Annotated in this window: 16 protein-coding genes; 9 read left to right on the top strand and 7 right to left on the bottom strand. The window is 44.9% G+C overall.

The genetic code is table 11. The features are described from left to right. Positions 1-37: 37 nt before the first annotated feature. Positions 38-811 carry a pyruvate dehydrogenase complex transcriptional repressor PdhR gene (pdhR, locus tag OCU46_RS02395; RefSeq protein ID WP_141269785.1) on the bottom strand — a complete coding sequence of 258 codons (774 nt, stop codon included), beginning with the start codon at positions 809-811 and terminating at the stop codon, positions 38-40. A 239-nt stretch (positions 812-1,050) separates the two neighbouring features. Next, a complete protein-coding gene (ampD, locus tag OCU46_RS02390) occupies positions 1,051-1,593 on the bottom strand; it encodes a 1,6-anhydro-N-acetylmuramyl-L-alanine amidase AmpD (protein ID WP_141269787.1) in 543 nt (180 codons plus the stop codon). A gap of 97 nt (positions 1,594-1,690) precedes the next feature. Here ampD and nadC point away from each other — a divergent pair, with 97 nt between their 5' ends. The 8 genes from nadC to yacG all read left to right on the top strand — a co-directional run bounded on the left by nadC (position 1,691) and on the right by yacG (position 8,529). Beyond that, positions 1,691-2,578: a carboxylating nicotinate-nucleotide diphosphorylase gene (nadC, locus tag OCU46_RS02385; protein ID WP_141269789.1), complete on the top strand. Its 888-nt coding sequence runs from the start codon at positions 1,691-1,693 to the stop codon at positions 2,576-2,578. A gap of 240 nt (positions 2,579-2,818) precedes the next feature. After that, a complete protein-coding gene (locus OCU46_RS02380) occupies positions 2,819-3,223 on the top strand; it encodes a pilin (RefSeq protein WP_141269791.1) in 405 nt (134 codons plus the stop codon). Beyond that, positions 3,220-4,767 carry a GspE/PulE family protein gene (locus tag OCU46_RS02375; RefSeq protein ID WP_141269793.1) on the top strand — a complete coding sequence of 516 codons (1,548 nt, stop codon included), beginning with the start codon at positions 3,220-3,222 and terminating at the stop codon, positions 4,765-4,767. The genes OCU46_RS02380 and OCU46_RS02375 overlap by 4 nt, the downstream gene beginning before the upstream one ends. Continuing rightward, positions 4,760-5,968 carry a type II secretion system F family protein gene (locus OCU46_RS02370; protein WP_141269795.1) on the top strand — a complete coding sequence of 403 codons (1,209 nt, stop codon included), beginning with the start codon at positions 4,760-4,762 and terminating at the stop codon, positions 5,966-5,968. The genes OCU46_RS02375 and OCU46_RS02370 overlap by 8 nt, the downstream gene beginning before the upstream one ends. Before the next feature lie 79 nt (positions 5,969-6,047). Next, the gene (locus OCU46_RS02365; RefSeq protein ID WP_141269797.1) at positions 6,048-6,926 is read left to right on the top strand and encodes a prepilin peptidase; all 879 of its coding nucleotides are present in this window, start codon (positions 6,048-6,050) and stop codon (positions 6,924-6,926) included. After that, a complete protein-coding gene (coaE, locus tag OCU46_RS02360; RefSeq protein WP_141269799.1) occupies positions 6,926-7,525 on the top strand; it encodes a dephospho-CoA kinase in 600 nt (199 codons plus the stop codon). Before OCU46_RS02365 ends, coaE begins: the two co-directional genes overlap by 1 nt. Positions 7,526-7,568: 43 nt before the next feature. Then, complete coding sequence (gene zapD, locus OCU46_RS02355; RefSeq protein ID WP_141269801.1) at positions 7,569-8,309, top strand: cell division protein ZapD; 741 nt, start codon at positions 7,569-7,571, stop codon at positions 8,307-8,309. A 25-nt stretch (positions 8,310-8,334) separates the two neighbouring features. After that, a complete protein-coding gene (yacG, locus tag OCU46_RS02350) occupies positions 8,335-8,529 on the top strand; it encodes a DNA gyrase inhibitor YacG (RefSeq protein WP_065210205.1) in 195 nt (64 codons plus the stop codon). A 111-nt stretch (positions 8,530-8,640) separates the two neighbouring features. Here yacG and rplS read toward each other — a convergent pair whose 3' ends face one another. The 5 genes from rplS to ffh all read right to left on the bottom strand — a co-directional run bounded on the left by rplS (position 8,641) and on the right by ffh (position 12,275). After that, a complete protein-coding gene (rplS, locus tag OCU46_RS02345; RefSeq protein WP_021712249.1) occupies positions 8,641-8,994 on the bottom strand; it encodes a 50S ribosomal protein L19 in 354 nt (117 codons plus the stop codon). 41 nt (positions 8,995-9,035) lie between these two features. Further along, positions 9,036-9,794, bottom strand: coding sequence for a tRNA (guanosine(37)-N1)-methyltransferase TrmD (gene trmD, locus OCU46_RS02340; RefSeq protein WP_102376298.1), 759 nt, complete (start codon positions 9,792-9,794; stop codon positions 9,036-9,038). 21 nt (positions 9,795-9,815) lie between these two features. Then, positions 9,816-10,346 carry a ribosome maturation factor RimM gene (gene rimM, locus OCU46_RS02335; protein WP_141269803.1) on the bottom strand — a complete coding sequence of 177 codons (531 nt, stop codon included), beginning with the start codon at positions 10,344-10,346 and terminating at the stop codon, positions 9,816-9,818. Positions 10,347-10,381: 35 nt separating this feature from the next. Beyond that, positions 10,382-10,630: a 30S ribosomal protein S16 gene (gene rpsP / locus OCU46_RS02330; RefSeq protein WP_017027436.1), complete on the bottom strand. Its 249-nt coding sequence runs from the start codon at positions 10,628-10,630 to the stop codon at positions 10,382-10,384. A 253-nt stretch (positions 10,631-10,883) separates the two neighbouring features. Further along, positions 10,884-12,275 (bottom strand): signal recognition particle protein, encoded by a 1,392-nt coding sequence (gene ffh, locus OCU46_RS02325; protein ID WP_141269805.1) that lies wholly within the window; start codon positions 12,273-12,275, stop codon positions 10,884-10,886. Positions 12,276-12,425: 150 nt separating this feature from the next. Between ffh and OCU46_RS02320 the strand changes: the two genes are divergently transcribed. Then, complete coding sequence (locus OCU46_RS02320; protein WP_141269807.1) at positions 12,426-13,220, top strand: cytochrome C assembly family protein; 795 nt, start codon at positions 12,426-12,428, stop codon at positions 13,218-13,220. Positions 13,221-13,231: the final 11 nt, after the last annotated feature.

Below are 13,231 nucleotides of genomic sequence, written 5' to 3'. Positions count from 1 at the left end.
AGGTCAACTACTAGGGTGGTATACCCTAAGCAAAAGCTTACTGTTTGTTCTGTTGAATTCGACGCAATGAACGAGCTCTTCTATCCTGCTCTTCAGTCAAATCCGACAATGTTTCATCGATAAACGCTAAATGAGTTTCAGACATTTCGCGGGCTCGTTGTGGCTCTCTCGATGTAATCGCTTTAACGATGTCCGCTCTGTGCTCATTTAATTTTTGAATTACGTCTTCACGGCTATGCAAAAGCATCAAATTCTGTGACACATTCTTTTGCAGCAGTGGAGATAAACTACGAACAATGTGCAATAACACGACGTTGTGTGAAGCCTCTGCAATAGCAATCAGGAATTCCATAATTGCTTCGGATTCTTGCTCAACGTCATCGCTATCCACCGTAACGCTCATCGCCTTTTGGCACTGAGTAATACGCTGGAAGTCCTCTGTCGTTCCTCTTAAAGCAGCAAAATACGCTGAGATACCTTCGAGTGCATGGCGCGTCTCTAATAGGTCTCTTTGCGTATCAGCATGGCTTGAAAGAAGGTTCAAAAGAGGATCGGTTAGATTAGAAGACAAGCTTTCACAAACAAAAGTTCCCCCACCTTGGCGACGAGTTAACAACCCTTTGGCTTCTAGCCTTTGAATTGCTTCGCGTACCGACGGTCTTGAAACATCAAACTGCTTGGCAAGTTCTCTCTCTGGCGGCAGTTGCTGCCCTGGAGACAATATCCCATCCAAAATCAATGTTTCCAACTCACGCTCTATCACATCAGATAGCTTAGGTTGGCGAATACTTTGAAAGGAAACTTTTTGCATCTAAATCTCTGCGTCCTGCTCGATGTTAATTGGTATTACCAATTTCAACTTGACGCGAAACTTAACATATCAATTTCTCACCTGTCTAGAAAAAATTGATTTAAATCATAAAACAGGGATCGCGATAACAAAACAATTCCAAAAAAAACGGGGGCTGTGACGCATTTGTTAACAAATGTGTATTCACGCGAACTATATGTTCACCTGTTTACTTGTACGACAAATGTATCAATCACGCACTAACGCGCGATCATCTTGCGAAACCTAGACCAGTTAAAGGATAGGCCTGGGTCGGTTTTTCGCAGCGGTGCTATGTATTGATGGCCGGTAATTCTCGATGAATTCAGCTTGGGATAGGTGTCGAGTAGGAACTGAGTCAACTTAGCTAGGGATTGATATTGAGCCTGTGTATATGACATATAATCCGTTCCCTCTAGCTCAACACCAATGGAGTAGTCATTGCACTTATCCCGACCGGCAAAAGAGGAAAGGCCCGCGTGCCATGCACGTTTTTCAAATGGGACAAACTGTATTATTTCGCCATCTCTTTTGATTAAGCAGTGCGCCGAGACTCGCATACCACTAATACGTTCAAAAAACGGGTGCACAGAAGCATCCAACTTACCTTGAAAAAAGGCTTCAATATTGCCGTTATTAAATTCTGCGGGCGGCAGGGAAATATTGTGCACCACCAACAAAGAGATATCCTTGGGATCAGGTCTGTCATCACAATGCGGAGATGGGACGGCTGTGGCGTGCGGATACCATAAATTAGCGGACATTTTTCTTCCCTGAGAGCAATTATTGCTGAATTATAAGTCAAGCAAGAGTATCATTCAGCACAAATCAGTATTCGACAACATAGTGAAAGTTTTGGTTATGAAAAATACCCACGACAGTGACGCTCGTTTAGCGTACCTAAAGCAACAACTACCTCATGAAGTATCTCGCGCAGTAGAAGAGACACTTAAAGAAGATCTTGGGGGCTCAGTTGACGCTTCTGTGGACATCACCGCAAATCTCATCGCAGAAGATACTCAAGGTATCGCAACCATCATTACTCGCGAGCACGGAGTGTTCTGTGGGCAGATGTGGGCAGACGAAGTCTTCAAACAGCTTGGCGGACAAGTGACTGTTGAATGGCACGTTGCAGATGGTGACGCAGTAGAACCTAACCAAACGCTATGCACTCTTACCGGCCCTGCTCGCACGCTATTAACTGGCGAGCGCAATGCTATGAACTTCATCCAAACACTATCCGGCTGCGCTACCGTTGTTGCTGAATATGTGGGTAAGATTGAAGGTACCGGATGTAAGCTACTTGATACTCGCAAAACCATCCCAGGGTTGCGCAGTGCATTAAAATACGCTGTTGCGTGTGGTGGCGGTTTCAATCACCGTATTGGTGTATTTGATGCTTACCTTATCAAAGAGAATCACATCATTGCCTGTGGTGGCATTAAGCAAGCGATCTCTACAGCCAAAGAGCTAAGCCCAGGAAAGCCGGTTGAGGTGGAAACAGAAAGCTTAGATGAGCTTAAGCAGGCAATTGATGCTGGCGCTGATATCATCATGCTAGATAACTTCACGTTAGATATGATGCGCGAAGCAGTTGCAATCAACCAAGGCCGTGCCGTACTTGAGAATTCAGGTAACGTAACCCTAGAGACTATCCGCCCTATGGCTGAAACGGGTGTCGATTTTATCTCAGTGGGTGCACTGACTAAGCATTTGAAGGCAATGGATCTCTCCATGCGATTCAAATAGCCACCAGCGCCAAACTCTAAAAATTAAGGTCAGCATTGCTGGCCTTTTTTGTATCGTAAAGCATTAGACAAAGTTCGCTCTATTGCGACTGATATTTTCTTTCCTAGCGCTTATACAGACATTCGTTGCTCCAATTGCTGCGAGATGCCCTGCAAGCACTTACTCCCCTTCTTTCACCTCAGCTCATAGCTTCTAATTTTATTGCCACTAACAAACCTCCAGTTACCTAAGGAGAGAGCAATGAACAGAAAACAAACCGGCTTTACCTTAATTGAACTAATGATAGTGGTCGCCATCATCGGCGTACTTTCGGCAATCGGCATTCCTATGTATCAGGACTACGTAAAGAAGTCTGAACTGGCTTCAGCAACGGCAACCCTGCGCGGGTTGCTAACCAAGGCTGAGCTCTATTACTTAGACCAAGGCTCTTTTCCTACCGCTCTGACTGATATCGGCTCGGTATCGAGTGCCGGAGGTAGTATTGGAGAGGTTGGAATTAGCGGAAACCAACTGCAGTTTACCTTTAGTGCCACTGGTAGCTCATTGGATGGTTCTTCGGTGTCCTTTTCTCGTGACGATACTTCGGGTTGGAGTTGTAGCGTAAGTGGTGCTGCGGGTATCGATAAGCCAAAGGGTTGCCAATGATCCACCCTATTGTTGCTTCACTCTGTCCGGTAATACTCAATCAGTCTGATATAGAGCTATTATCCCATAGGACTATAGACTCAACCGCTGATGCACTTTATCAAGTGTCGCAAGTAAGCCAACGCTCTTTCGCTGAATTAGGGCAGATACTGGCGAACCATCATCAGCTTATGTTTAATCCGAGGCCTAATCGAAGCATTAAACTGGCCACAGTGATAACCACAATCAAAGAGTTGCATCTTGAGCGCATTGTGGCTCAGCACGCCATTATCCCAATGTCATTGGATAATGGCGTGTTGCAACTACTCTCTTTTGATCCGCTTCTCAAGTCACTGTTAGCCGAATTGCAATTTCATCACCGCGTTAATACCCAACTGGTTATTACTGATATTGAGCAATTTCAGTACTTGTATAGTGAAGTAAAGCGCCAGCTTGATTCCGAATATCAGCAAGGAGCAGATGAGCTAAACCTTCTTCCCCAGATAATGCATCAAAGCCAGCAAAGGGATGCCTCTGATATTCATATAGAACCAGATAAAGATCAGGCTCGAGTAAGGGTGCGTTGCGATGGGTTACTCGTGACCATTATGCAGTTTCCTTTGAATAAGATGATGGCGCTAGTCAGTCAGATAAAAATCTATGCTGAGCTCGATATTACCGAGCAGCGCTTACCACAAGACGGTCGCATGAGTTATAGCCTTTCAGAAAAAGAAGAGATCGACGTTCGCGTCTCCACACTGCCAACCCTTTGGGGGGAAAAGCTGGTGATGAGGATAGCAAGGGAGAAAGAAAGCCTGCCTAAGCTTGATCAATTGGGACTTACGCAAGAGCAATATCATGCGTTAAAGCTAGCGCTTAACCAGCCACAAGGGCTAATACTGGTGACTGGGCCAACCGGTAGTGGCAAGACCATCACACTCTACTCTTGCCTCAGTACTGTCGCCAACGCCAGTATCAATATCTGCACAGTAGAAGATCCCGTAGAGATCCATTTTCAAGGGTTCAATCAAGTGCAGACAAATGCCCATATTGGTCTGAGCTTTGCTCGGAGCCTTCGCTCATTGCTGCGCCAAGATCCCGATGTGATCATGCTAGGGGAGATACGTGATTCAGAAACAGCAGAGATCGCCATTCATGCAGCTCAAACGGGTCATCTGGTGCTCTCTACCCTGCATACCAATTCGGCCTTTGGCGCTCTCGAACGACTCAATCAACTCGGTATCAATAAAGCAGATCTTATCGATAGTCTGCAACTGGTTATAGCCCAGCGCCTGCTACGTAAGTCATGCCCATACTGCGCTGAGGATAGCTCCACTCAGACTTGCTATCACTGCAATGAGGGCTACAAAGGTAGAAGCGGTGTATTTGAGCTATTGCCGGTAACTCGTCAGTTACTGTCCAATATTACGCAACTGCAAAGTGGCGAAGAACGCTTAAGCGGCTATCTGATTGGCGAGCAAGACTTGCTTCAAGTTGCCAATGAGCTTTGCTTGAAGCAAATCACTACCCAACAAGAAATAGAACGAGTACTCGGGCATGAGTAGCTTGAAGCTGTTCATCTGGCTAGGCACTAGCCACTCTAAACCTCGGATTACCGGTCACCTTTTGGCGTACTCAGGAATCCAACTAAAGAGGATTCTAGAGAGCAAAGGAATAAAACTTCGTAAATTCATAGCAAAGCCCGTTCCCTTTACTACAGCGTATAAGCATGAAGTAAAATACAGTGACATCACCACGTTCACCCACCAGTTAGCATTGATGCTTGAGGCAGGACTTCCTTTAGCCCTTGCTCTGTATGAACTGCAACGTTCAAACCAGCGGCAAGGTGTGCAGGTACTGTTGGAGGCGCTGCATTTTCAGATACAGCAAGGTCAAAAGCTATCGGTAGCGATGCAGGAGTTTCACTTCCTAGATTCTATTTACCTTCAGTTTGTACGAATTGGCGAGGAGAATGGTGATCTTTCCACAGCATTAGGCTACTGCACCCAGCACAGAGAGAAGAACCAACAATTACTCAAGCAGGTAAAATCGGCGCTTATCTACCCCACTTCGGTCATTATCATGGCGTGTGCTGTATTTACGATAATGATGACGTTTGTCATCCCACAGTTTTCTAGCTTGTTCCACAGCTTTGGTGCTGAGTTACCAAAACTGACTCAACTTATTGTGGAGCTCTCCACTTGGTTTCAAAGGTACTTTTGGGCACTACTATTTGGTCTATTGGTATTCACTAGTCTTGTTTGTCTCTGTTACCGAAAAAGTCCGAACGTTCGTCATATCATTGCTAAACACAGCTTAAACGTCCCGATACTAGGGCGCTGTATTCTGGTTAGTGAATTAGCTCGATTTAATTTGCTATTGTGCAATGGGATACAAGCAGGTCTCCCCCTCATCACCTGCCTGAATAATGCCACCCTTGGAGTGCGCAATGACTTTATGCGAAAAGCACTTAGCAGTGCACATGAGGGTATCAAGGAAGGCAAAAGTCTTTATCACTCCTTAGAGGCCCTCTCTTTTCTTCCATCAATCATGCTTAAAATGATCAAAATTGGCGAAATAAGCGGAACTCTAACGGTTATTACAGGTAGATTGGCTACACTTTTTGAACAGCAACTAAAGGAAACAACAGACAAGTTAGGCCAGTTAATTGAGCCCTTAGTCATTGTTTTTCTTGGTACTCTCGTCGGAGGCTTGGTATTGAGTATGTATTTACCTATTTTCAGTCTTATGAGCGTTGTAGGATAAGCTTATCTCTGAGTTAGGTATAAACAAGCGCTTAAAGTTGCGATAACATACCCACAGACTTTCTTAATATGGGCTCAAGATGCTCGATTTTTATTTTACGCACTACCCTTTGCTATTTCCGATACTCGCCACCATTCTTGGTTTGATCATCGGTAGCTTTCTCAATGTAGTGATCCATCGACTTCCGATCATCATGGAGAGAGAGTGGCAGAAAGAATTTGCCGAAGCCTACCCTGAGCTAAAACTTAAGGTACCCGAAGGGGTTTTTAACCTCAGTCTACCTCACTCACGTTGCCCTAAATGTGAAGCTCCAATTAAAGCGATACATAACATTCCGGTTATCGGCTGGTTAAGCCTCAAAGGGCGCTGCCGTTCTTGTGGCGATAAGATCAGTCCAAGATACCCTCTTATCGAGCTGCTTTCTGGGGGGCTAAGCCTCACCATCGCTCTCTTGTTTGAACCAAGCTTTTACGCCGTCGCATTACTCGGATTTACTTGGGTACTGCTCTGTGCCACCTTCATCGATTTAGACACCATGCTACTGCCAGATAGCTTGACCTTACCTCTGATGTGGGCGGGTTTAGCTTTATCAGTATTTGGGATCAGCCCGCTATCACTGCAAGATGCAGTCATCGGTGCAATGGCAGGCTATCTTTCTTTGTGGAGTGTCTACTGGTTATTCAAACTACTCACTGGAAAAGAAGGCATGGGATATGGTGACTTCAAGCTATTGGCGGCGCTAGGTGCGTGGTTAGGTTGGCAGTCCTTACCTCTTATCATTTTACTTTCTTCATTAGTTGGCCTGATATTTGGCATTATTCAACTTAGACTGAAGCAGCAAGGCGTTGAAAAAGCCTTCCCCTTCGGACCATACCTAGCGATAGCCGGTTGGGTTTACTTGATAGTGGGCAATGACATTGTGTCTTGGTACCTCAGTCGCTACATCGGGGGATACTAATGTCTAAAATTATCGGTTTAACGGGGGGGATTGGAAGTGGAAAAACTACCGTAGCCAATCATTTCCATGACAATTACCATATCGATATCGTTGATGCTGACATTGTTGCTAGAGAGGTTGTCGAGCCAGGCAGTGAAGGTTTAATGGCCATTGCAAATCAATTTGGTCGTTCAGTTCTTAACGAAGATGGCACCCTAAATCGCGCTCAATTGCGTGAATTGGTATTTGCAGATCCAAGCAACAAACAATGGATCGACAACCTGCTGCACCCAATGATCCGAGAGCGGATGCAACAACAGCTAAAAATGGCCACCTCTCCCTACTGCCTATTAGTCATCCCATTGATGGTAGAGAATGGCTTACAGAGCATGGCTGATCGAGTTTTAGTTGTGGATGTTTCTCCTGATACACAACTAAAGCGAACTTTAGCGAGAGATGGCGTATCTAAACAGCAGGTGCAGTCGATATTAAAAGCACAGGCAACACGAGAGCAAAGACTGGCCATAGCCGACGATATTATCAACAACGATAGCGATAATGGACATTTAGCAGAAAAAATTGCTGAGTTGCATCGTAAATATCTAGCCTTGTGTCACTGATTTCTGGGAGAATAACCATTATGTCTAAAGCAGGATGCAATGTATGACAATCCAAAGATATGAACATCCTCTGAATGAGAAAACCAGAACTTATCTGCGTATTGAAAGCCTTCTTCGTCAAGCGCAACACTGCGCGACTTTTTCAGATCCGCAACACTACCAAGTTCTTTTCCGTTCTTTGTTCGATCTATTAGATATATTTGAACAAATTCAGCTTAAGCCAGAGCTATTAAAAGATCTCGATAAGCTCAAGCTGACTTACAGCAACTGGTTAAATGTACCGGGCGTCGATCAGAAACGCCTGCAGGGCCTATTAAGTGAAATTGCTCTAGTGCATAAAGAAGTACTAGGGGCTCAGCGATTTGGTACAAAACTGAAAGAAGACAGCTTTTTGTCTTCTATCAGACAACGGTTCAATCTGCCGGGTGGCGCTTGCTGCTTCGATCTACCTGCGTTGCACTATTGGCTCCACCAGCCTTTAGAAAAGCGAATGGCAGATGCTCAACAGTGGCTAACATCACTAGCGCCACTAAACCATGCCTTGCAACAGTGGTTAAATCTCACTCGCAGCTCAGCACAATTTAAGCCTCAGATCGCACGCAATGGTTTCTTCCAAAGTGATGCAGATGAAGCCAATATACTCAGGCTGCACTTTGCTCATGACTATGGCGTATACCCAATGGTTTCAGGGCACAAGAATCGCTTTGCCATTAAGTTTATCCACTTTGATACCGGCCAAGCCAGCACCCAAGATATCGAATTTGAACTGGCTATTTGTAGCTAGTTAATACAGTAAGAGAAGTAATACTATGAGTAAGATTACCATCGTACCCTGCCCGACCTGTGGCAATGATGTTGAGTGGGGAGAACAAAGCCCGCATCGCCCTTTCTGTAGCAAGAAGTGCCAGATGATCGATTTTGGTGATTGGGCAGATGAAGAAAACTCCATCGCCGGCGCACCCGACATGTCAGACAGTGATGGATGGTCAGAAGATCAATACTGAGTCGTAGACATAACGCTGAAAGATTTAAGCTGTTAGAAGTTAATAAATCGAGAACAAAAAAAAGGAGACCTTTCGGTCTCCTTTTTTCTTATGAGAAATGCAGGTTTTGCATTACTTCTTAGCAAGTTTCTCTTTAATACGAGCTGACTTACCAGAACGCTCACGTAGGTAGTACAACTTGGCACGACGTACTGCACCACGGCGTTTAACTTCAATGCTATCAACCATTGGAGAGTGAGTTTGGAACGTACGCTCAACACCTTCACCGTTCGAGATTTTACGAACTGTGAATGCAGAGTGTAGACCACGGTTACGAATAGCGATTACAACGCCTTCGAATGCCTGTAGACGCTCACGGTCGCCTTCTTTAACTTTAACTTGAACTACTACAGTGTCACCAGGTGCGAATGTAGGTAGGTCTTGTTTCATTTGCTCTTGCTCAAGAGCGTTGATGATATTACTCATGTTTCTATACCCTAGAATAAACTGAATCTAAATTTAATAGGTTACTTGCTGTCTTTATTCGTGCGCTTTCGCTCCATCACGAACTCGGCAAGTAAGTGTTCCTGTTCGTCAGTCAGAGCTAGGTTTTCCAGCATCTCTGGCCTTCTTAGCCAAGTACGGCCTAACGATTGTTTCAATCGCCAGCGACGAATGTCCTTGTGGTTTCCAGATTTTAGTACCGCTGGTACCTCTTTTCCATCCAACACTTCAGGACGCGTATAGTGGGGACAATCCAGTAACCCATTTGCAAAGGAGTCTTCCTCTGCTGACGCAAAATCACCTAGTACACCCGGTATAAACCGTGATACTGAGTCGATTAAGGTCATGGCTGGCAATTCACCACCTGTCATCACAAAATCTCCAATTGACCATTCTTCGTCAACCTCAGATTGTATGATGCGCTCATCTACCCCTTCATAGCGACCACAAATAAGAAGCAAGTTCTCGTTTGTTGCCAACTCTTCTACACCTTGCTGGTCGAGTTTACGACCTTGAGGGCTAAGATAGATAACCTTCGTCTTTCCAGGAGCTGCTTGCTTGGCAGTGTTAATAGCATCGCGCAAAGGCTGTACCATCATCAGCATACCAGGGCCACCCCCGTAGGGTCTATCATCGACAGTTCGATGTTTGTCTTGTGTAAAATCGCGGGGATTCCACGTTTCTACCGACAAAAGACCTTTTTTAACCGCTTGACCTGTTACACCAAAATCAGTGACAGAGCGGAACATTTCTGGAAACAGGCTTATTACGCCAACCCACATAGTTCACTCTCTAATTTTGATTTAAAAGGCAGGATCCCAGTCAACTTCGATCCGTTGAGCTTCGCGATCAACTTTGATGATCACTTGCTCTTCAAGGAACGGAATTAGTCGTTCCTTTTGGCCAAAAGCATCCTTCAGATTAGCTTTCACCACCAAAACATCGTTTGAACCCGTCTCAAGCATGTCTGAGACTTCGCCTAGGTCATAACCTTTAGTGGTTACAACTTTCATTCCAAACAATTCACGCCAGTAGAATTCTTCTTCTGACAGTTCAGGTAATGAAGATGGGGCTACTGAGATTTCAAGGTTAGTCAACAGATGTGCATCTTCACGTACATCAAGACCTTCCAGCTTACACACATAACCTTTGTTATGACGCTTCCAGCTTTCTACCTTGCACTCAACCCATGTCCCCTTTTGGTTCAAGAACCAAGGGCTATAATCGAAAATGTTTTCAGCATTGTCTGTAAAGGAATGAACTTTAAGCCAACCACGAATGCCATAAGTAGCGCCGAGCTTTCCTACAACAATTTTTTCGTTTTGTTCACTCATTCATTCTTTTCCTTAACATCGAGATAAATTGCTGATTAAGCCGCTTTTTGAGCGTCTTTAACTAGCTTAGCTACACGGTCAGAAACTGTAGCACCTTGTGAAACCCAGTGGTTCACACGGTCTAGGTCTAGACGTAGACCTTCTTCTTGACCTTGAGCTGTAGGGTTGAAGAAACCTACTTTCTCGATGAAACGACCTGTAGCTGCGCGACGGCTGTCTGCTACTACGATTTGATAAAATGGACGCTTTTTAGCGCCGTGACGTGCCAAACGAATGGTAACCATGTCGTCCTCTTTGCTTTCTCAATAAAATAATTAACCCCAAACTACTCCTCAGAGTTGCGTGGGGTCTCGTGCCAAAATAAAGCTAGCGAATTTTACTCTTATTCCTAGTCTTTGCAAGGGTTTTAGCTACTTTTTAGCCAACTAATTGAATGTGAGCGAGTTAACAGCTTGAAAACAAAAAGGCTCTATCTAAATAGAGCCTTATGAAATCACTATTGGTAGCTTTGAAGCTGACCGCTATTAGCTAAATGGATTATCGACCGAATGGGCCACCCATTCCGCCCATACCGCCACCACCCATGCCGCCCATCATGCCTTGCATGTTGCGCATCATGCCGCGCATTCCACCTTTTTGCATTTTCTTCATCATCTTCTGCATCTGGGTGAATTGCTTCAGTAGACGGTTTACGTCTTGTACCTGAGTACCCGAACCGGCAGCAATACGTTTCTTGCGAGAGCCTTTGATTAGCTCAGGGCGCAGACGCTCTTTCATAGTCATTGAGCTGATGATGGCTTCCATCTGCTTAAACATTTTGTCGTCTACCTTATCTTTCACATTATCAGGTAGATTACCCATGCCAGGCAGTTTGCCCATCATGCCAGCCATGCCGCCCATGTTTTCCATCTGGCCTAGTTGTTCACGGAAGTCTTCAAGGTCAAAGCCCTTCTTCTCCTTGAACTTCTTCGCCATCTTCTCTGCTTTATCGGTATCTACATTACGCTGTAGGTCTTCGATAAGAGAAAGAACATCGCCCATGCCCAGAATACGAGAGGCAACGCGATCTGGATGGAAAGGTTCTAGTGCGTCAGTTTTTTCACCCACACCCAAGAACTTAATTGGCTTACCTGTAATGTGCTTAACCGACAGTGCCGCACCACCACGTGCATCACCATCAACCTTAGTTAGAATCACACCGGTTAGTGGTAGTGCATCGCCAAAGGCTTTTGCTGTATTTGCCGCATCCTGACCTGTCATGGCATCAACCACGAACAAGGTCTCAACAGGGTTAATCGCAGTATGAAGCTGCTTGATTTCGCCCATCATCTCTTCATCGACGGCTAGACGACCTGCGGTATCCACCAAAAGCACGTCATAGAATTTCTTCTTCGCATGGTCGATAGCTGCATTAGCGATATCTAGAGGCTTCTGGTCAGCGCTGGATGGGAAAAAGTCCACACCAACATCCGATGCTAAGGTCTCTAGCTGTTTGATCGCTGCAGGACGGTATACGTCGGCAGAAACAACCAATACTTTTTTCTTATCACGCTCAGAAAGAAGTTTAGAAAGCTTACCTACACTGGTGGTTTTACCCGCACCTTGTAGACCAGCCATTAGTACTACAGCCGGTGGCTGAGCAGCTAGGTTAAGACCTTCATTGGACTCACCCATTACCGCTTCTAATTCAGACTGAACAATCTTGATGAATTCTTGGCCTGGAGTAAGAGATTTAGATACCTCTACGCCTACTGCACCCTCTTTAACACGCTTGATGAAATCGCGTACTACTGGAAGGGCGACATCCGCCTCTAAAAGCGCCATGCGTACTTCGCGCAGCGTATCTTTTATATTGTCTTCGGTCAGACGACCTTTACCGCTGATGTTCTTCAGCGTTTTGGATAATCGTTCTGTTAAGTTATCAAACATCGTGCTCTCTTCGCGTTGAATTGCGATTAATTACTCGAAGTATACCCCACAGCCACTATTTACAAAACCATGCGCAATAAGTACATAGCCAGTAATGTGGTATTGGGTGTATAATTTCCTTTTAAATCCAAATACTAATGTCGACTGAATATGGACTTTGTGGTTGTTATCCTAGCCGTACTTTTATACCTAACGGCGACCTTTCTTATTCTTCCGGGGCTATTACGTCAGTCGGAAATCAATAAAAAGGTTGTTTTAGGCATAGCGTTTGTTGCTTTGATCCTGCACTTTTCAACGTTAGTTGAGGGCATCTTTGCGCCCCACGGGCAAAACATGAGCATTCTCAATGTCGCTTCATTGGTGAGTATTATCATCTCACTAGTGCTGACCTTGGCTATGTTTAAAACTCGTTTGTGGTTTTTGCTACCCATCGCCTATGGATTTTCTTGCCTTAGCCTTGTTGCTGCCGAATTTGTTCCGGGTACCTTTATCACCCACTTCGAACATTCACCTGGCTTAATTATTCACATCACACTTGCTCTGTTTTCGTATGCCACACTAATGATTGCGGCTTTGTATGCGATGCAACTGGCTTGGCTTGATTTCAAACTAAAGCAAAAGACTTCTCAAGCATTAAACCCTAACCTACCTCCTTTAATGAAGGTGGAGCGCCAACTTTTCAATATCATTTTGATCGGAAATGGCTTACTTACCCTCACATTAATGAGTGGTCCGCTATTTGTTGAAGACTTTTTAAGTAGTGGAAAGACTCACAAAGCCTTGCTGTCGTTTATCGCATGGCTAGTATTCAATGTCTTATTGTGGGGGCATTATAAGCTGGGCTGGCGCGGTAAAAAGGTCACTTGGTTTTCCATTATCGGGGCATTTTTGCTGACCCTTGCCTACTTTGGCAGTCGATTTGTACGTGAAATCATACTGACCTAATCGGCACACTT

The organism is Vibrio comitans, from assembly GCA_024346835.1.
Classification (GTDB): Bacteria; Pseudomonadota; Gammaproteobacteria; order Enterobacterales; family Vibrionaceae; genus Vibrio; species Vibrio comitans.
The sequence above is the reverse complement of the archived record's forward strand: the minus strand, read 5'-3'. Positions and strand labels throughout refer to the sequence as shown.

Bases quoted from the DNA above. Each gene is read 5' to 3' on its own strand.
- rpsP (WP_017027436.1), bottom strand. From the start codon at position 10,630: ATGGTTACCATTCGTTTGGCACGTCACGGCGCTAAAAAGCGTCCATTT.
- ampD (WP_141269787.1), bottom strand. From the start codon at position 1,593: ATGTCCGCTAATTTATGGTATCCGCACGCCACAGCCGTCCCATCTCCG.
- OCU46_RS02365 (WP_141269797.1), top strand. From the start codon at position 6,048: ATGCTCGATTTTTATTTTACGCACTACCCTTTGCTATTTCCGATACTC.
- nadC (WP_141269789.1), top strand. From the start codon at position 1,691: ATGAAAAATACCCACGACAGTGACGCTCGTTTAGCGTACCTAAAGCAA.
- trmD (WP_102376298.1), bottom strand. From the start codon at position 9,794: ATGTGGGTTGGCGTAATAAGCCTGTTTCCAGAAATGTTCCGCTCTGTC.
- zapD (WP_141269801.1), top strand. From the start codon at position 7,569: ATGACAATCCAAAGATATGAACATCCTCTGAATGAGAAAACCAGAACT.
- rplS (WP_021712249.1), bottom strand. From the start codon at position 8,994: ATGAGTAATATCATCAACGCTCTTGAGCAAGAGCAAATGAAACAAGAC.
- pdhR (WP_141269785.1), bottom strand. From the start codon at position 811: ATGCAAAAAGTTTCCTTTCAAAGTATTCGCCAACCTAAGCTATCTGAT.
- OCU46_RS02320 (WP_141269807.1), top strand. From the start codon at position 12,426: ATGGACTTTGTGGTTGTTATCCTAGCCGTACTTTTATACCTAACGGCG.
- OCU46_RS02370 (WP_141269795.1), top strand. From the start codon at position 4,760: ATGAGTAGCTTGAAGCTGTTCATCTGGCTAGGCACTAGCCACTCTAAA.
- yacG (WP_065210205.1), top strand. From the start codon at position 8,335: ATGAGTAAGATTACCATCGTACCCTGCCCGACCTGTGGCAATGATGTT.
- OCU46_RS02380 (WP_141269791.1), top strand. From the start codon at position 2,819: ATGAACAGAAAACAAACCGGCTTTACCTTAATTGAACTAATGATAGTG.
- ffh (WP_141269805.1), bottom strand. From the start codon at position 12,275: ATGTTTGATAACTTAACAGAACGATTATCCAAAACGCTGAAGAACATC.
- rimM (WP_141269803.1), bottom strand. From the start codon at position 10,346: ATGAGTGAACAAAACGAAAAAATTGTTGTAGGAAAGCTCGGCGCTACT.
- OCU46_RS02375 (WP_141269793.1), top strand. From the start codon at position 3,220: ATGATCCACCCTATTGTTGCTTCACTCTGTCCGGTAATACTCAATCAG.
- coaE (WP_141269799.1), top strand. From the start codon at position 6,926: ATGTCTAAAATTATCGGTTTAACGGGGGGGATTGGAAGTGGAAAAACT.